This window comes from Staphylococcus ureilyticus, assembly GCF_025558845.1.
GTDB classification, from domain to species: Bacteria; Bacillota; Bacilli; order Staphylococcales; family Staphylococcaceae; genus Staphylococcus; species Staphylococcus ureilyticus.
Map to the genome: position 1 here is coordinate 2,328,498 of NZ_CP094825.1, position 18,803 is coordinate 2,347,300.

Here is an 18,803-nt window from a genome sequence, read left to right on the forward strand (position 1 = left end):
TCCTAATTATCATAAATATACAATTAAAGAAAATATTAATCAATATAAAATACCATTATGAAAAACTTTTTCATAATGGTGATATATGTATTCTTTTTTAATGAAAAAAAACTCACAAAGCCACGTTACTTTGTGAGTTTCTTTATTTATTCAATTAAGATATGTGTTAAAAAATATCCCCTAATGTTCCTGCCATAATTGCTTTAATTGAATGTAATCTATTTTCCGCTTGCTCAAATATAACAGCATGTTCACCTTTAAATACATCATCTGTTATCTCCATTTCAGTTAAACCATAAGTCTTATAGATTTGTTGTCCCACCTTTGTATGCACATCATGGAAGGCGGGCAAACAATGTAATACAATAACATCTGGATTCATTGTATTGACAAGCATAGCTTCATTAATTTGATATGGAAGTAATTTTTCAATACGTTGTGTTTGAACTGATTCATCTTCTCCCATTGAAAACCAGACATCTGTATATATTGCATCTGCTTTATAAACTGCTTGTTGAATATTATCTGTAATTAAAATATTACTGTGCGATAGTGTTGCATAATTTTTAGCAAGTTGCTGAATATCTTGATCAGGCTGTAGCGATTGAGGGGCTGCAATATGAATATTCATACCTAATATTGCGCCGGTAACCAATAAATCATGTGCTACGTTATTTCTTGCATCACCAACATAAGTCAATGTTTTGCCTTGTAATGTGCCTAGGTGTTCTTTTAAAGTATAAAAATCTGCAATCATTTGAGTAGGATGCCATTCGTTTGTTAAACCATTCCATACTGGAACTTCGGCATGTTGCGCTATACTTTCCACATCTTTTTGATAAAAACCTCTAAATTCAATACCATCATACATACTCCCTAATACTTTTGCTGTATCTTCTGTCGATTCTTTGACACCTAGATGAATTTCACCTTGACCAAAATAATCTGGAAAGGCACCTAAATCATTTGCTGCTACACTGAATGCTGAACGTGTTCTTGTAGATGGTTTTTCAAATAATAAAGCAATATTCTTACCTTTAAGATAAGGATGAGGAATGCCTCGCTTTTTCTTTTCTTTTAATTCTCCAGTAAAGTCAATCAAAGTGACTAGTTCATCTGAAGTAAAGTCACTCGTTTTCAAAAAGCTCTTACCTTTTAACAATGCTAGTTTTTTTAAATCTGTTGTGTACGCCCCAATTTCATCACTCCAATATATTTATAAGATTTATATACATATTAAACTTAAATAGAGTTATTTTCAAGTATAAATATACTATTTATTGTATATTTATAAAATGTTTGATTATTTTACTAGTTTTGAAGTATAACCTACGTTAAATGTATATTTCCATACAATCACGATCTTATTTGCAACAGTCAAGCAAGTAAGATGTCTGACAATAAACACCGTGGCAATGATTTAACTAAGTTGTGCTTTCCTACACAATATTTTAATAATATATAGTAAATTGAACATGTAACCACTAGCTCATGGAGGTGAACATACATGTTAGATTTACTATTTGCCACTATTAAGCAAATTGCTGCTCATTTTGTTTCAGGTGGTTTCCAAGAAAAATAATTATATTTATCCCACGTCATCTCAAAATCATTGCATAATCATCCCTTAAAATGAATACAAAAACGGGCAAACAATATCAAAATCCCTCATTTTGAAACTGTTCGCCCGTTTACTATTATTTATTAATCGTTAGCTGAAGCTATTAAAAAAATCATCCATTAAGCCATATCCTAACTTTTTTATAGCTACTATAATAGATTATTTACTGTATGATACAAAATTTTTAGACTTTCTACGTTCCCTTTCCTCAGGTGTCTTTAAGAAACGTGTCATAATTGCACTAGCAACATATAATCCAAATATTAAGTACATCATGCCTTTAACACCAATACTATCATAAAACAATGCCACTAACCCTGGTCCTGCAAATACACAAAGACCAGCGCCTAAATTTAATATTGCCATTGCTGGTCCTTTATCACCATCATGAACTAAAGAAGGGACAAGTGCAGAAATAGGGACAAAGCCTGCTAAACACATCCCCCATAGAAATCCTACCGTACCCACAATAAAAACATTACCTGTAAATAACTCTGGCACAAAATATAGTCCTAACGTAAATATCGCACATCCAACACCACCAATATAAGAAATCGTATTTTTCCAGCCAATTTTATCGCTCAACGCACCAAATATTAGATTGAATATAATATTAGCAATAAAAATTGTTCCCCAAATATTTAACCAAGTTGTAGTAGCAATACCTTTGGAAGCTAAATAAATCGGCAAAAATAATGGAAAAGCATATTGTGCCGCCTGGTTTATGATTCTAACAACACAGGCCACTGCCACACGCGGTTCTCTTTTTAGTATCGTTATACCTGCAAGCACCTCACTAAAGTGTTCTTTAAATCCGTGCCCTTTTTCTTCAATCATAAACTGGTCTCTATTTACAAATACTGCTAAAAATGTTCCTATTAACACCCAAATAATCGCTGTCCACAATGTAAAGAAGTGTCCAAATAGTTGAATCGCAAACGAAGAATAAAATGATCCTAGGACACTAAGCCCTCCTGTAAACACAAACCAAAACCATCCTACTGCAGCACCTAAACGCTTTTGCGGAGAACGATAAGCAACCCAAACCAAAAAAGAATAAGCAAACAAAGGATAGCCAAACCCTCTTATTGCATATGACGGAATCATGATATTATAGTTCATCGTTGGGATTGCCAAACCAACAAATATTGCATGACCGATTATATATAACCCTGTTCCTAACAGCATCACTTTTCTTGGACCGATAATTTCTACCAAGACACCTGATAACCAAGAACCAATAGCTATCGTTACACCATAGCAAGTGGTCAAAATCGCAGTTTGTTGCACGGATAGACCATGATCATGTAAATAAGGACTAATCCATGCCAGCTCTAAACCGTCTCCCATCATAAATATTAATACACCAACATATCCCCAAAATAACGTTGGAGGCATTCCCATTTTAGTTAATTTATCACTCATATTACGCACCCCTTATAAATCAATCGTTGATATTAAGATTAATTTAAATATTTTCTTGCAATTTTTGTAATCATTTTTGTAAATGCTTTCAAATATTATCATTATATTATTATATTTTTTCTAATAACGCAAATTTATTTTCATTTATTTTCGTTTTAAGATATAAATAAGTAAAACCGAAAATACAGCTTATTAAAATCAACGAAAAATATTTGTATACGATTTAAATTGTTTATATGAAAAATTCATTTTTTATACATGATTGAAAATTCATTTGTAAACGTTTACAATGAGAGTTGTTTAAACATCATATGACTAGATGATTATTAAATTTTTATGAGGGAGTTTTATATAAAATGATGTTATTAGTCGCTTTCAGTGCAGTAATCGTACCTTTTTTATTTCTCGTACTCTTACGTATGTCAGCTTTAAAAGGGATGATTATTAGCGCTATCGTTGTAACAGTTTTGGGGATTTTTGTATGGGGGATGCAAGGTAATGTCGTTATAGCTTCAATACTTCAAGGTACGCACAAAACATTAACGATACTTTATATTTTATTCGGTGCGCTCGTGTTACTTAATACATTACGCCAAACGGGTGCAGTAAACCGTATCAATGCAGGATTTAAGAAAATTTCACCAGATATGCGTGTCCAAGTCATCATTGTCGCTTTCTTATTTGGTTCACTTATTGAAGGCGCTTCAGGATTTGGTACACCTGCAATGGTTACAGCACCTTTATTAGTTGCTTTAGGTTTTAGACCTATGATAGCTGTTGTTACAGCTTTAATTGCCGATAGTATTGCAGTGTCTTTCGGAGCAGTAGGCACGCCAGTTATTGTTGGATTAAGTACTTTAAAAGAAGCAAATCAATCCTTTTTCCATTCGACAGCTGAGCAAATAACTATATTAGATTTATTGAGTGGTATTTTCATACCTATCATTGTTATCTCTACGATGATTATTTTCTTTGGGAAAAATAAAAAGTTAAAATCCATTATTGAAATGCTACCATGGCTAGCATTAATAGGAATTGTATATGCCGTATCTGCCTTTGTATATGCACATGTTTTCGGCGCAGAATTTGTTGCTATATTAGGCTCATTAACTGGTTTAGTAGTTGCCGTCTTAACTGCAAGTAAAGGTTGGTTGTTACCTAAAACAGTGTGGACAGATGGCTTAGATAAAACATACGAAGCAGATAGTACAGAACATTCTATGAGTTCACTAACTGCTTGGGCACCTTATGTAATGGTTGTTATCTTACTTTTATTAACGAGAACGGTTCCAAGTGTTGAATATTTCACCACACATGTTCTTGATTTTTCTTGGAATAATATTTTAAATTTCTCTGAAATATCATCTGAATGGCAATTTCTTTATTCACCTGGGACAATTTTATTATTATCAGCAATTTTCGCCATTATAATTCAAAGAAAATCTATTAAGGATTTAGGTAATGCAAGTATCACATCCTTATCAACAATAAAAATTACTGGTATTACACTAATTGCCACACTCGCAATGGTGCATGTTTTTATCAACTCAGGTATCAATGCGCATGATTTAATAAGTATGCCAGAATATATCGCCAAAAATATGGCTAATACTTTAGGTCCTGTATGGCTATTCGTAGCACCATTCTTAGGTGCTTTAGGTTCGTTTATTACAGGTAGTGCTACTGTATCAACGTTGACTTTCTCACCTATTCAATTAAACATTGCTAACTCTATTGGTGCAGATCCATTTATTGTATTAGCTGCACAAATCATTGGTGCAGCTGCCGGTAACATGATCTGTGTGCATAATGTGGTCGCAGTTTGTGCGGTAGTTAATATGCCTGGTAAAGAAGGTAGTGTCATAAGAAAAACATTAGGCCCTGCACTTCTGTATTGTATTCTAGTTGGGATTAGCGCGTATATTATCTCATTATTTTTCGCTTAGTCTATGCAAGTCTGAGATACAAATATCTTGAACTTAAAAACGAAGTGAGATATTCAAATTTAATTGATCTAAAATCACTTCGTCATCGCACAGCGATAAGAAAAAAGGCTGAGACAAATTGAATTGTCTCAGCCTTTTTATGAAGTTTTATAAATCACTATATTATCATACCAATATATTAACTCCGTTCTGTTTTGCTGCAATATAACTTTTATGATTAAAAAGCAATCATGACTTTTGAAGATAATTTTGAATTTGCTGCTATTGCAAAGGCTTCTTTATATTTTCCAACATTATATATTTGTGTTACAACATTACCTAAACTGTCATTTTTTTCTAATACTTTTAATGCCTCTTCTATTTCACTATTAAACCTATAACAACCACGATAAGTAGCTTGTTTAATATTAATAGGACTTAAATTTATCGGCGCATCCTTATCTTGTAAATTGCCAACTTGAATAATAATTCCACCAATATTTACTGCTTTAAATGCGGTTGATATCGCTGGTGTTGCACCTGAACATTCTAAAACAACATCAAATTGATCTTCAGGCACTTCATGTTCCATTATATTTAATATTTGTATATCTCCCATATCTTTCGCACGCGATAATGGTTCTGCTAACATATCTGTAATTGTGACACTATCAGCACCTAGTGTATACGCAGCCCCTGCAGCAAGTAAGCCAATGGGACCTGCCCCAGAAACAAGTACAGATTTACCTTTGACTCCGCCAGCTAAATTAATTGCATGCATTCCCACACTAAGTGGTTCAGCTAATGCACCTAGCTTTAGTGATACATTTTTCGGTAAGGCTATAATTTGAGATTTATCTACTAACATTTTTTCAACCATAGCTCCCTGTTTATGAGGTAAATACCTAGCTGATCCTAAATATGAACCATTTGGCCAAATTTCAGGGTTGTTAGGCAATCTATCAATTTTCTCACCATATGTGGCAGGGTGCACAGTTACTTCGGTTCCTTTTGATAAGGTTGCACCTTGATACACCATCTCTTCAAGTAATATACCACTGAGTTCATGGCCTGGTATTAATGGCTCACGTATCACTGCAGCTCCACTAGTACCATCTGCTAAATAATGTAAGTCAGATCCACAAATACCTACATATTTTACTTCAATTAACACTTTAGATTCATCATTATGACTTTGAATATTTTCAACTTCTTTTAGTTCGATATCTTCTTTACCATTAATATATACTGCTTTCATAATTAATGATACTCCTTCCATCTTATACAATTATATTTAATATTAATACAAATGCTAACCCACAAACGGAAATCGCAGTTTCTAATACTGACCATGTTAAAAATGTTTCTTTCACTGTTAATCCAAAATATTCTTTAAAAATCCAAAATCCTGTATCGTTAACATGTGAAAAAATAATACTTCCTGAACCAATTGCAAGTGTTACTAATGCTAAATTTGTATCTGTTGCTTGTAGTAGTGGCAGCACTATACCAGTTGTAGAAATGGCTGCTACTGTAGCTGAACCTTGTGCAATACGTAGCAAAGATGAAACAATCCAAGCTAATAATATTGGAGACATACTTGAACCAACAAACATATGCTCAATTGTCTTGCCGACACCACCATCTATTAAGATTTCTTTAAATGAACCACCTGCACCTAAAATCAGTATCATCATACCTATCGGAATAATTGCAGAAGAAGCACTGTCCATTACTTGCTTCATTGTTCTTCTTCGACGCATACCCATAGAATATATTGCGAATAATAGTGAGATTAACATTGCTACAGGTGCATTACCTATAAAATACACAATACTTTCAAATTGATTTGTAGCACCATCTTGATGTCCGGTAATCATTTGTACAATTGTCGAAAGCAACATTAATATTACAGGTAATAAAGCAGTAAAAACACTAATACCAAAACCCGGTTTATACTTATCGTTAATCGCAACTTCAGAAATGATATTTGACATGTCCACTTTTTTTGAAAAAGCACTTGGTGATAATTTAGGTAACAAATGCACTAAAAGACCACCTACAATCAAAACTGTAGGAATAGCAATAATAATTCCATATAATAATACTTCTCCTAAATTCGCGTTCAATTCTTTAGCAATAACCACTGGTCCTGGATGTGGTGGTAAAAAACCATGCGTTACTGATAATGCAATTGCCATTGGAATACCTATCTTCATATGTGATACGCCTAAACGCTTCGCAATCGTAAATGCTAATGGAATCAACAATACTAATCCCACTTCAAAAAACAATGCAATACCAATAATAAATGATGCTAAAATCATTGCCCATTTGATATATTTTTCCCCAAACTTATCAATAAGTGTGTCAGCAATACGATTCGCACCTCCACCATCAGCAATTAGTTTTCCTAAAATGGCACCTAAGCCAAATATAATAGCAACACTACCTAAAGTATTGCCCATCCCTTTTTCTACTGTTTCAATAATATTATCTAGTGGCATTCCCAAAATAATACCTGTAAAAATAGATGTAACGATTAAGGAAATAAAAGTACAATAATACCTAATACAACACCTATTAGTGGCCATAATTCCCCAAACACTGAAACACTCCCCTTCTTTTATTGACAATTTGTAAGCAATTCAACTTGTATTTTTATGTTTATTCCATATTATGAGATAATATATTGCATTAAGGAATTAATTTATATTATAATGATGTTATGAAAGCGTTGTCAATAAAATAAAGAAAACGTTGTTATTTCAGGAGGAAGATTATGTCAAATGTTCAATCACTTGATCGTGCACTAAATTTATTAGAGTTAATCTCAAAACATAGCCCAATATCATTAAATCAACTTGTGTCATTGAGTGGTCTTTCCAAGACAACGATACACCGTTTAGTACAATCTTTAATCGAAAATGACTATGTAAAGAAAGACCATTTAACACATCAATATGAGCTCTCCTATAAATTATTTCAACTTGGATACGCTAGTATACAAAATATTGATTATTTAAATATCGCTAAAAGTTTAATAAGTAAACTTGCAATTAATGTTGGCGAAACATGTCATTTAGTGTTAGAGGATAAAAATGAAGTTTTATATATTGAAAAATTCATACCTAATGAATCTCAACAGTCTATGTCTTCGAAAATTGGATTACGCTCGCCCATGTATTGTACAGCAGTAGGTAAAGTAATATTATCTACTTATAGCGATGATGCAATACACCAAATATGGCAAGCAACAACTGTTAAAGCTTACACAGAAAATACCATCACAAATTTTGATGATTTAATGGATGAAATAAAAGTAATTCGTCAAAAAGGCTATGCTGAGGATAAAGAAGAAAATGAGAAAGGGATATTTTGTGTTGGTGCTTATTTTGTGAACTTTAGAAATGAAGTTCAAGGTGCCATAAGTTTGTCTGTACCAACTTCCAAATTAGATAAAAAAGAATTTTTTATAGAACAATTAAAAGCAACTACTCATTCTATTTCTAAAAATTTGGGCCATATTGTTACTTAATGCGTATTATTTCATATAAAATTCTTATTATTATCATATTGATTATTATTTTGATAAAGTACAAGTAAATTATTTCTTATATTTATATGATAAACATGAGGATTAGGTGGGTTTGTTTATGAAAATTGAAAACATTAAATTATTCACTTCAGAATTTGAAAAGACATTCCAATTTTATGAAGAAATTTTAGAATGTCCAGTTTGGATGATTGGCCAAGAGGCTTTTACAGTTAAAATTGGAGAGACGCATTTGTGTTTTCAACAAGCAAACGACGATGTCCAACCATTTTATCACTTTGCGATTGACATTCCATACAACCATTTCTACGACATGAAACAACATTATCAAAATATTTTATTTCTATTGATGGAGGATGGTCAGCATACGACGTATTTCGAATCTTTTGTTGCACATTCATTTTACTTTCAAGATCCTTCTGGAAACGTCGTGGAACTCATTGCACGCATTTCTAATATAACTGATGAACCTGAATTTTCAAGAATTAGTGAGATTGGATTCGTATGTAATGAAACGAAGGAAGTCTTTGAAGCATTGTCGAAATTTCATTTAAATACATATGAAAAGCAACCCTTTGCACCACATGATTTAAACTTTATCGGCGATCATTATGATGACAGTTTTATTTTACTGACACCGGAAGATAATAAATGGCTGTTCTCTGACCAGTTTTCCGAATCTCATCCCATGTGCATTCAAACAAATGAATTTAAGTTAAGCATGGATAACCAAGCCAAATGGCACTTAAATAAACTTTAAATCTAAAAATAATGAGCACACAATATCAATTTAGCAAGTTTTGATACTGTGTGCTCATTTTTTATTAATATCGTTTTATAACGTCATATTCTAAGCTTATCGTATATTTTGATCTTAACAGTTTTACAATCAAATTTACTCTTTAACTTGTGACTTATCGCTGACAAATTTCTTTAAAGTTTTATTTAAACCATCTTTTGCTTCTTGGTCATAACCATAACTACCATCTTCATTTTGTGTGATGTGCTTATCTAATATAAATCTGCCTTTATGAATAGTATCTGCACCTAGTTCTTTGATAACTGGATCAAGACTATATTGGATTGCCAGCACATGTGCAAACGTGCCTCCTAAAGCTAATGGTAGTACCGTTTTACCTGTAAATGCCCCTCGTGGTAACAAGTCTAAGTACGTTTTCACTATACCTGAGTAGGCAGCTTTAAATACTGGAGATACTATAATAACACCATCCGCATCTTCAATCGTTTTATGCGTATCATTTATCGATTCATTAGAAAAATCTGCAGTAATTAAAGCCTCAGCATCTAATTGATGTACATGTATGACATTTGTCTCGATGCCCTCAGCATTCAAATATGATTCCGCGTAATCTATAATACCCGTGAGTCTTGATTTTAGTTTATTGCCTCCAGCAATAATTGCTACTTTGGCCAATATGATAATCCCCTTTCTATATAAAATTTTTCATATATACTTTCGATATTTACACGCTTATCTATTTATAAATATATGAAAAAATAAGATCCATTGGAACCAATTTCCACTTCTTTAGCGTATCATCAAATATAGGTAAAATCATAGGAAATGATTTGAATTATCGCAATTATTATTGTATCAATAATTTTATATATTAAATTTATGACATCGATTAGGCATTTCCTTGGAAATAATTATATTTTCATTTACCACTTTATGTTGATTATTATCTAAATCCATTGATAACTTATCATTTATGCTACTGCTTCAAAAGCTATGACCTTTTAATTCACCTGTTAATGCATTTTTTTAATTTCTTAACACATTATTAATTCTAAACATCATAAACGATTGAGTGTAATAGTACAAAATCAGTTTTTTTGTTTCAATTCTAAAAAGTATTACAATATAAATAATTTTATTATATTCTTTTTTTAAAAATCGTTTCACTTTAAAAACCTTTTTTTCTAGATGTATACTTAATTTAGACATACAAAGGAGTGATACACAATAAGTACATTTTCTAATGAAGAAAAAGTACAAATCTTATCAGATATTGTAGCGATTGAGACAGTAAATGATAATGAGCTTGAAGTTTGTAATTATTTACAGAAACTATTTTCTAACTACGGAATTGAATCAAAAATTCAAAAAATTGATGAACGACGTGCTAACCTCATTGCTGAAATCGGTGAAGGCAAGCCGGTAATCGGTATCTCAGGTCATATGGACGTTGTTTCTGCAGGTAATAAATCTCAATGGACATACGATCCATTTTCGCTTACTGAGGATGATGGATTTTTATATGGTCGTGGCGCAGCAGATATGAAGTCAGGACTTGCTGCGTTAGCAATTGCACTTATTGATATTAAATCTTCTCAAGCACTGCAACATGGTCGTATTAGATTTTTAGCAACTAGTGGTGAGGAAATGGAGCAACTTGGTTCTCAAACTTTGTACGAACAGGGTTATATGGATGACGTTAATGCATTACTTATAGCAGAACCTTGCCAAGATATCATGGTGTATGCACATAAAGGTTCAATGGATTATCGTATTACTTCCTACGGTAAATCAGCACATAGCTCTATGCCAGTAATGGGCACTAATGCCATAAAACCATTAATCTCATTTATACAAGATATTGATGACGCCTATGCTAGAATTTCAAAAGAAGTTCAGGGAAAAGCGTTAGATTTCACAAAATTCATTGAAAGAATTAAGCCATCATTGCCTGCAACAACAGCACTTGAAGACGTAGAATCTGCACTTCAAGGTTTAGTTATTAGCAATACATTAATTAACGGTGGGGTACAGGTGAACTCTGTTCCTGAAGAGGCAGATGCAGATTTTAATATTCGTACAATTCCAGAATATGATAATGAACAAGTAAAAACGTTATTCTCAAACACAATTCAAAACCATAATGATAAAGGCGCAAATTTATCAAGCGACCTATACTTAGACCTAGATCCAGTACTCACTACTGGTGATAACAGCTTAATTAATACTGCTCAGAATATAGCTAAATCTCTATTTGACAAGGACTTTATCGCTTCTCCAATCGGTGGCGTTACTGATGCTTCAAACTTATTAAAAAATAAAGATGAAACTTTCCCATTCTTAGTATTTGGTCCAGGTATTAAACCACATCAAATTGATGAATGTGTAGAAAAAGACATGTATTTAAAATTCATTGATTTTTACAGTGAACTTTTAACAACTTATTCTAAAAAGCTTTAGTTTTAATTAAATTAACTTCAGCCATTTAAAAAAGCTCAGACACACTATGTTCTGAGCTTTTTTATAACATCGTGATAAGGTAAACGTGTGTACATACTGTTAAAACCTTGTCCTGACAATAGTGGAACAAAACAACACATTTAAAAATTTGTTATTTACGCTTTTGTACATTGTTACTTGCAAATTGTAGTACCTACATTATGGCCATGTTGCATTTTTTGAATAATGTGCGCTTCATTTCCTGCTGCAATAACTACTTTTTGACATCCCTTTTCTATTGCTTTAACAGCATCTTGGACTTTAGGTATCATACCACCATATATTAATTTTTGTTCAATATATGTTTCGATGTTTTTCGCATTTAATGACGGTTGTACTTTTTCGTTGATTAAAACACCCGGAATGTCGCTTAATAAATAAATTGGTGCATGTAAAGCTTGCGCAATTTTATACGCAAGCGTATCGGCATTAATATTATATACCTGGTGCGTCATTTGATTTACACCTATAGATGCGATGACTGGTAGAAAGGATTGAGTTAAAGTTGCGATAACACTTGTATCTATATGAATAGGTTCGCCAACAAAACCATATTTTAAACCTAATGGTTTAATATCAAATAATTGCGCATCTATGCCATTCATGCCGATACTTTGAACACCAAATTGATTGATTTTATTGACTAAACTAGGATTCACTTGTCCAATTAATGTTTGAGTCGTAACAGAAAGTACTTCGTGGGTAGTAACTCTCAGACCATCTTTAAATTCTGTTGCTACTTCTTGTAATTCCAAAGATTGATTTATAAAAAGCCCACCTCCGTGGACGATTAATGGTTTATAACCTTGCTTTTTTAATGCAACAATATCTTCAATTATCGAATCATGCATATTCGTCAAAGTGCTCCCGCCTATTTTAATTACAATGTAATCCATATCAAACACCTCTTAAGTTCTATACGACGCATTTATGCGCACGTATTCATATGATAAGTCGCAGCCATAAGCGGTAGCTTCCCCATCTCCATCACCTACAGTAGCTTCTATAATGATATTGTCTGCTTCCAATTGTTTTTTTAAATAAGCTTCATCAAATGCCACTGACATGCCTGCTTTAACCACAGCAACTTGGCAAAATGCTACGTTTGTCGCATGAGGATTTATATGTTTTGATGCGTAACCCATCGCTGTTACAATTCTTCCAAAATTTGCATCTTCACCATGAATTGCTGTTTTAACTAAATTAGATGAAACAATACTTTTCGCCATTTTTCTTGCCTCATGGATATCTATTGCCCCTTTAACTCTAGCTGTCACCAATTTAGTCGCACCTTCGCCATCTTTTGCAATCGACTGAGCCAAATAACGTGCAACATAATTGATGGCGTAAACAAATTTTTGCCATTCAGGATGATTTTCATCTAGCCAATGATGATCAACTTGACCATTTGCCATACATAGAACCATGTCATTCGTGCTAGAGTCACCATCTACAGTTATCATATTAAATGAGTGATCTGTAATTTGTTTTAAACATTCATTCAATGGCTCACTACCAACTTTTGCATCTGTCGTTATAAAACCAAGCATGGTTGCCATATTGGGATGTATCATCCCAGAACCTTTTGCTGTACCACCTATTGTCACTATTTGGTTGTCTATATTTAATTTTACAGACACATGTTTCGTTGTCGTATCTGTCGTTAAAATCGATTGATTAAAATAGTCACTCTGGTTAAACGCATCGTGTAAAACATGATCGACGCCACGTTTCATTTTATCCATAGGCAAAAATGAGCCAATGACACCTGTCGAAGCAATACCAACATGATGTGGTTCTATGTTTAATCGTTCAGCCACCCAACTTTGTGTATCTTTCGCATCTTGTATACCTCTATCTCCAGTACATGAATTCGCATTTGCTGAATTAACTACAATTGCCTGCAATGTTTGATCGATGTTGATACTATCTTCAGTTACTTTAAGTGGTGCTGCTTTAAAACGATTAAGCGTATATACACCTGCTGCAGTCGCTTTTGTCGTAGAGTAAATCCATCCAAAGTCTTTTTTCTTTCTTCTTAGGCCAGCATGAAATCCACCAGCCATATACCCCAATGGCGATCCAACGTCACCATTGATATCTACAGTGATTTGATTGAATGTATCTATCGTTTCAATATCTTTCATCTCATCTCTCCTTTCGCATTTCATTAAGGATAAATTGGTAGCTGATTCAGACCAGTTGTCTCGTCTAAGTCATAAAGTAAATTTAAATTTTGGATTGCTTGACCACTCGCACCTTTAACTAAGTTATCTATAACTGATACGATAATAGCCCATTGATTTTTTTCATCTACATACAGACCTATATCGCAAAAATTACTACCATACACTTCTTTTGTTCTGGGGTATTCTCCCAAGTCTCTAATTCTTATAAATGGTTTCTGTTCATAATAATTTTTATAAATGTCATGTAAATGCTCTGCTGTCATATATTCGTTTAACTTCACATAAATTGTAGATAAAATACCTCTTGTCATCGGTACTAAATGTGGTGTGAACATCACGTTACACTTTGTTCTTGCAATTTTAGATATATACTGTTCTATCTCTGGTTTATGTTTGTGGTTTCCAATTGCATAGGCACTAAAATTTTCATTCATTTCAGCGTAATGAAGGTGTTGTGCTAATGCACGTCCTGCTCCTGAAACACCTGTTTTTGAATCAATAATAATTGAATGAACATCGATTGCATTTTGAGCAATCAGAGGGTGTAACGCCAATAAAATAGAAGTAGGAAAACAACCAGGATTCGCTATCAACTTTGTGCGTTGTGAATCTATTTCACTCCACTCCGCAATACTATAAAGGGCCGAATCTAAAAAATCTTGTTCTGCTGCTGCTTCACCATAATATGTTTGATATAGGTTTCTATCTGTCAGTCTAAAATCTCCTGATAAGTCAATCACTTTAACACCATTATTAATTAAATTTGGCACTAAATGTTTGCTGACATTTGAAGGTGTTGCAAAAAATATAACATCACAAGACGTCGCTTGTTCATTTAATTCAGTATAGTTAAGTGCGATATGGTTTAAATGTGGAAATGTTTTACTGATCGGTTCATCAATCTTAGAATGCGAAAATACATATTTAATTATGACGTTAGGATGATGTTGTAATAAGCGTATAAGTTCTACAGCACCATAACCACTTCCACCTACTATTCCAACTGTAATCATCTTCCTCATTCCTTTCTGAATATTCGGAATTTTTAATGTGCTTTTTTATTTTTTTCAAGTACTTCTTTAATCACATCAGCAATTTGATTAATCTCATTTTCATTAATGACTAACGGTGGTGCAATTCTAATAACATTGCCCTGTGTTTCCTTACACAACACGCCTTTTTCTATCATTTCTAAACAATATGGCTGTGCTTGTTCTGTTAATTCAATACCAATAAATAACCCTCTCCCTCTGACATCATCAATAATTGGACTATCGATAAGTTGTAATTGATTCAACAGTATTTGGCCTAACTCAGCTGAATGTTCAATTAAATTTTCATCTAATAAAACATCTATGGATGCTATCGATACTGCGCAAGCAAGTGGATTACCACCAAATGTAGAACCATGCGTGCCTGGTGTTAAAACATTCATGATTGTTTCATTTGCTAATATAGCTGAAATAGGATAAAGTCCGCCGCCCAATGATTTACCGAGTAAATAAATATCAGGCTCTACGCCTTCCCATTCCATAGCAAACATCTTGCCTGTCCTACCTAGTCCAACCTGTATTTCATCGGCAATGAATAAAATATTATGTTGATTACATAAATGACGTACTTCTTGAATAAAATAGTCTGGATGAATATTCACGCCACCTTCACCTTGAATCGGTTCTAAAATAATGGCCGATGTATTATCATTAATCAATCGTTTTAAATGTTCAATATCTCCAAATTCTATATAATTAATATTTTCTAACAATGGACCAAATCCTTTTTTGTAACTATCTTGTGCAGATAAAGATAAAGACCCTAATGTACGACCATGAAAGTTACCTTTCATAGCAATGATTTCACTTTCATTTTCTTTAATACCTTTGACATCTGAACCCCATTTTCGTGCAATTTTAATTGCTGTTTCCACAGCTTCAGTCCCAGTATTCATAGGTAGTACTTTGTCTTTGTTTGCTAACTTGCAAATTTTTTCTTCCCATTGTCCTAAGTTATCACTATATAATGCACGTGATACCAAAGTTATTTGCTCGCTTTGTGCTTGAAATGCTTCAATAATTTTCGGATGACAATGTCCTTGATTGACCACTGAAAAGCCAGCTATACAATCAATATAACGCTTACCTTCAACATCCCATACATGAGCACCTTTACCTTTTTTTAATGCTAATTTCAAGGGGCTATAATTATTTGAACTATATTGATCTGTTAATTCGAATAACGTATTCATTAAATACACCAGCCTTATTATTATTCTATTATTTGTATTAATATTCATGAATATTACACTTTTAAATATAATAAGTCAAAGGTTTATTTAAATAATTTTTTATAAAAATATTTAAAAAGGCTTTAAAATAAGCAAAAAGCATCTATCAAAATTATAAAAATTTCAATAGATGCACATAAATCATTGTATACAATTTGCATATCATCATTTAAGATTTAAGATAATATCCATACCTACCATTCAAATCATACATTCAATCGTTTTAACAATTGTGGTAAAAGATATATTTAAGTAAAACGCCATATTAAATAACTAAAAAGAGATATAGAGTAGAAAAAATCACCATTTTTCATTCCGCTCATACTATCGTTGCTTTACATAAATAGATCCATGATTAATACAATAACCAAACCAACAATAGAAGATGTAAATAACAAAAGACCCCAGGTTTTAAATGTATCTTTAATCGTTATATTAAAATATTCTTTAAATAACCAAAATGATGCGTCATTCACATGTGTAATTGTATTACTACCAGCAGCAGTTGCTAGAACCATCAATACTGGATTAACATTAAATGTAGGAATTAAAGGCCCTACAATTCCAGCTGCAGTTATTGCTGACACCACGCCTTGTCCTGTAGCAATACGTATAAGTGCTGTAATTAACCACGCCATGATTAGGGGTGAAATATTTGTATTTTGCATAATTCCCGCAATATAATCGCCTACATTTGCTTTTAAAATAATTTCTTTAAATGCACCACCAGCACCTACGATAAATATAATCGTTGCCACACCTTTCAAGCCACTTTCGAAAGATTTCATCAATTCATCCATCTTTTTACCTTTTCTCAATCCAAAGACAACAATTGATGTAAGAATTGCGATTATAAGACTAATTTCTGCACTCCCAAAAAATGATACAATTTCATGCCATAAAGTGTCTTTCGTTAGAAACATACTTAATATTGTTGAAAGTGAAATTAAAATCGCAGGAATGAGTGGTATTAATAAACTCATCCCAAAATTAGGCATTTCTCTTTCACTAAACGCTTTATTTTTCTGCAACAACGGTGGCACAGGGTAATTCAAATTTTTCATAACTTTCGGTAAAAGGATACCAGCAATCATTACACCAGGTATAAAGACGATGATTCCCAAGATATATACCTTCCCCATATCAGCATGATAGGCGTCTACCAATGCAGTCGGACCTGCCTGAGGTGGAAATAAACTATGAGATAGTGTCGTTGCAGCTACCATAGTAATAGCCAATTTCATAAATGGTGTTTTAGCTTCTATAGCAATACTAATCACTAAAGGAGCTAAAATCATAAAAGCCACTTCGTAAAATACAGAAATACCAAAGACAGCACCAATAATAATCAATGCCCAATGCACATGCTTTGCACCGAATTTATCAATTAACGTGGTAACTATTCGTTGAGCTGCTCCAAAATCAACCATTAACTTACCTAAAATTGCACCAAATCCTATAATTAGTGCAAGACTACCTAACGTTGAACCTAATCCATCTTTAATTGTATCTAAGATTACCATTGGCTTCATACCGTTCAGTAAGCCAACAGCAATAGCTGCAAAAATCAAAGAAAAAATACTGTTAATCTTTAATTTAATATTTAAAAATAATAGCAATGCTACGCCAATAATAAGTGATATTATCGGTAAATTTTCACTCACAAATGACAATTTAAGTCCCCCAGTCAAAATCGATTTTATGAAAGCGAATTCACAAACTAACATTATACACCTTTTCTCCTTTAATAACAACGTTGTTATTTTGTGGTTTTAAGATTTCTTAAAAATAAAAAAGCACAGACAAAATAAATGATTGACATTCACTTTGTAAGTACTTTTTAAATATAAGTAAACAAATGATTTAGAAACTTAAAGTTAATTATGATAACGCTCAAATTGCCATTGTTTGTCTGATAATACTTTTTTATAAAACGGATCGACGCCTATGACTTTAATACAATCAGCCAGTGCCTCTACCTCATCTAAATGATGTGTCGTCAATATGATCAAACAATTTCGCTTCATTTGATTGAGTAAGTGATGGATATCAAACCTTGATTTTAAGTCTATGCCTACCGTTGGTTCATCTAGTATCAGAACTCGTGGATGATTCAGTAAACCTATTAATACATTCACTTTACGCTTCGTCCCCCCAGATAGACGAGAAACAGTAACATCTAAATCTTTGATGTTTAATTGTTCCATGTATTTTGTAATTAACGCATCAGATATTGGATGTTTACATAATGCTTTAAAACAATTAACGTTTTCAGCAACAGTCATATGCTCAAATAATGCAATATCTTGTGGTACATATCCAATCATTGCTTGTAATTGTTTTTTAGACAATTTTTTCCCAAAGTACGTAATTTCCCCTTGATTAGGTTGTTCTAACCCCGCAAGCATTCTTAATAGTGTCGACTTTCCAGCACCATTTTCACCTAATAGCACAGTTAATTGTTGGTTTTCAAAAGTCATATTCAGAGATTGAAAAATTGTTTTATTATGATATCGTTTCTGCACATGTTTTAAAGTTATCATC

The 18,803-nt window shown here is 32.8% G+C and carries 14 protein-coding genes and 1 pseudogene; 4 read left to right on the plus strand and 11 right to left on the minus strand.

The window, feature by feature from the left end:
• Positions 1-166 precede the first annotated feature (166 nt).
• Both argF and MUA21_RS11540 read right to left on the minus strand, forming a co-directional pair.
• Positions 167-1,198: an ornithine carbamoyltransferase gene (gene argF, locus MUA21_RS11535; RefSeq protein WP_262562261.1), complete on the minus strand. Its 1,032-nt coding sequence runs from the start codon at positions 1,196-1,198 to the stop codon at positions 167-169.
• A 582-nt stretch (positions 1,199-1,780) separates the two neighbouring features.
• Entirely contained in the window at positions 1,781-3,046 is a 1,266-nt protein-coding gene (locus MUA21_RS11540) for an MFS transporter (RefSeq protein WP_107525321.1), read from the minus strand.
• Positions 3,047-3,402: 356 nt separating this feature from the next.
• Here MUA21_RS11540 and MUA21_RS11545 point away from each other — a divergent pair, with 356 nt between their 5' ends.
• A complete protein-coding gene (locus tag MUA21_RS11545; RefSeq protein ID WP_107525322.1) occupies positions 3,403-4,992 on the plus strand; it encodes an L-lactate permease in 1,590 nt (529 codons plus the stop codon).
• Between the two features lie 217 nt (positions 4,993-5,209).
• On the opposite strand, the gene MUA21_RS11550 is transcribed toward MUA21_RS11545, so the two are convergent.
• Both MUA21_RS11550 and MUA21_RS11555 read right to left on the minus strand, forming a co-directional pair.
• On the minus strand, positions 5,210-6,229 hold the full coding sequence (locus MUA21_RS11550; RefSeq protein WP_262561317.1) for a zinc-binding dehydrogenase: 1,020 nt from the start codon (positions 6,227-6,229) through the stop codon (positions 5,210-5,212).
• Between the two features lie 22 nt (positions 6,230-6,251).
• Positions 6,252-7,579: pseudogene (locus MUA21_RS11555) on the minus strand (gluconate:H+ symporter).
• 174 nt (positions 7,580-7,753) lie between these two features.
• Between MUA21_RS11555 and MUA21_RS11560 the strand changes: the two are divergent.
• Together MUA21_RS11560 and MUA21_RS11565 are read left to right on the plus strand one after the other, a co-directional pair.
• Positions 7,754-8,509: an IclR family transcriptional regulator gene (locus tag MUA21_RS11560; RefSeq protein ID WP_186297043.1), complete on the plus strand. Its 756-nt coding sequence runs from the start codon at positions 7,754-7,756 to the stop codon at positions 8,507-8,509.
• A 118-nt stretch (positions 8,510-8,627) separates the two neighbouring features.
• Positions 8,628-9,287 (plus strand): toxoflavin lyase-like VOC family protein, encoded by a 660-nt coding sequence (locus tag MUA21_RS11565; RefSeq protein WP_262561318.1) that lies wholly within the window; start codon positions 8,628-8,630, stop codon positions 9,285-9,287.
• 135 nt (positions 9,288-9,422) lie between these two features.
• On the opposite strand, the gene ssuE is transcribed toward MUA21_RS11565, so the two are convergent.
• Positions 9,423-9,962, minus strand: coding sequence for an NADPH-dependent FMN reductase (gene ssuE, locus MUA21_RS11570; RefSeq protein WP_073344510.1), 540 nt, complete (start codon positions 9,960-9,962; stop codon positions 9,423-9,425).
• A 552-nt stretch (positions 9,963-10,514) separates the two neighbouring features.
• Between ssuE and MUA21_RS11575 the strand changes: the two genes are divergently transcribed.
• Positions 10,515-11,747, plus strand: a complete 1,233-nt coding sequence (locus MUA21_RS11575; protein ID WP_107525325.1) for an ArgE/DapE family deacylase — start codon at positions 10,515-10,517, stop codon at positions 11,745-11,747.
• A gap of 173 nt (positions 11,748-11,920) precedes the next feature.
• Here MUA21_RS11575 and argB read toward each other — a convergent pair whose 3' ends face one another.
• The 6 genes from argB to MUA21_RS11605 all read right to left on the minus strand — a co-directional run bounded on the left by argB (position 11,921) and on the right by MUA21_RS11605 (position 18,802).
• The gene (argB, locus tag MUA21_RS11580) at positions 11,921-12,682 is read right to left on the minus strand and encodes an acetylglutamate kinase (RefSeq protein WP_262561319.1); all 762 of its coding nucleotides are present in this window, start codon (positions 12,680-12,682) and stop codon (positions 11,921-11,923) included.
• Positions 12,683-12,694: 12 nt separating this feature from the next.
• Positions 12,695-13,933: a bifunctional glutamate N-acetyltransferase/amino-acid acetyltransferase ArgJ gene (gene argJ / locus MUA21_RS11585; protein WP_145381106.1), complete on the minus strand. Its 1,239-nt coding sequence runs from the start codon at positions 13,931-13,933 to the stop codon at positions 12,695-12,697.
• A 23-nt stretch (positions 13,934-13,956) separates the two neighbouring features.
• A complete protein-coding gene (argC, locus tag MUA21_RS11590; RefSeq protein ID WP_145381105.1) occupies positions 13,957-14,988 on the minus strand; it encodes an N-acetyl-gamma-glutamyl-phosphate reductase in 1,032 nt (343 codons plus the stop codon).
• Between the two features lie 32 nt (positions 14,989-15,020).
• A complete protein-coding gene (gene rocD, locus MUA21_RS11595; protein WP_262561320.1) occupies positions 15,021-16,220 on the minus strand; it encodes an ornithine--oxo-acid transaminase in 1,200 nt (399 codons plus the stop codon).
• A 374-nt stretch (positions 16,221-16,594) separates the two neighbouring features.
• Positions 16,595-17,932, minus strand: a complete 1,338-nt coding sequence (locus tag MUA21_RS11600) for a gluconate:H+ symporter (protein WP_262561321.1) — start codon at positions 17,930-17,932, stop codon at positions 16,595-16,597.
• A 204-nt stretch (positions 17,933-18,136) separates the two neighbouring features.
• Positions 18,137-18,802 (minus strand): ABC transporter ATP-binding protein, encoded by a 666-nt coding sequence (locus MUA21_RS11605; RefSeq protein WP_046206634.1) that lies wholly within the window; start codon positions 18,800-18,802, stop codon positions 18,137-18,139.
• Position 18,803: the final 1 nt, after the last annotated feature.

Excerpts from the sequence above, each read along its gene's own strand:
- argC (WP_145381105.1), bottom strand. The coding sequence starts at position 14,988 with ATGATTACAGTTGGAATAGTAGGTGGAAGTGGTTATGGTGCTGTAGAA.
- MUA21_RS11565 (WP_262561318.1), top strand. The coding sequence starts at position 8,628 with ATGAAAATTGAAAACATTAAATTATTCACTTCAGAATTTGAAAAGACA.
- argB (WP_262561319.1), bottom strand. The coding sequence starts at position 12,682 with ATGGATTACATTGTAATTAAAATAGGCGGGAGCACTTTGACGAATATG.
- rocD (WP_262561320.1), bottom strand. The coding sequence starts at position 16,220 with ATGAATACGTTATTCGAATTAACAGATCAATATAGTTCAAATAATTAT.
- MUA21_RS11560 (WP_186297043.1), top strand. The coding sequence starts at position 7,754 with ATGTCAAATGTTCAATCACTTGATCGTGCACTAAATTTATTAGAGTTA.
- argJ (WP_145381106.1), bottom strand. The coding sequence starts at position 13,933 with ATGAAAGATATTGAAACGATAGATACATTCAATCAAATCACTGTAGAT.
- MUA21_RS11550 (WP_262561317.1), bottom strand. The coding sequence starts at position 6,229 with ATGAAAGCAGTATATATTAATGGTAAAGAAGATATCGAACTAAAAGAA.
- MUA21_RS11605 (WP_046206634.1), bottom strand. The coding sequence starts at position 18,802 with ATGATAACTTTAAAACATGTGCAGAAACGATATCATAATAAAACAATT.
- MUA21_RS11545 (WP_107525322.1), top strand. The coding sequence starts at position 3,403 with ATGATGTTATTAGTCGCTTTCAGTGCAGTAATCGTACCTTTTTTATTT.
- MUA21_RS11540 (WP_107525321.1), bottom strand. The coding sequence starts at position 3,046 with ATGAGTGATAAATTAACTAAAATGGGAATGCCTCCAACGTTATTTTGG.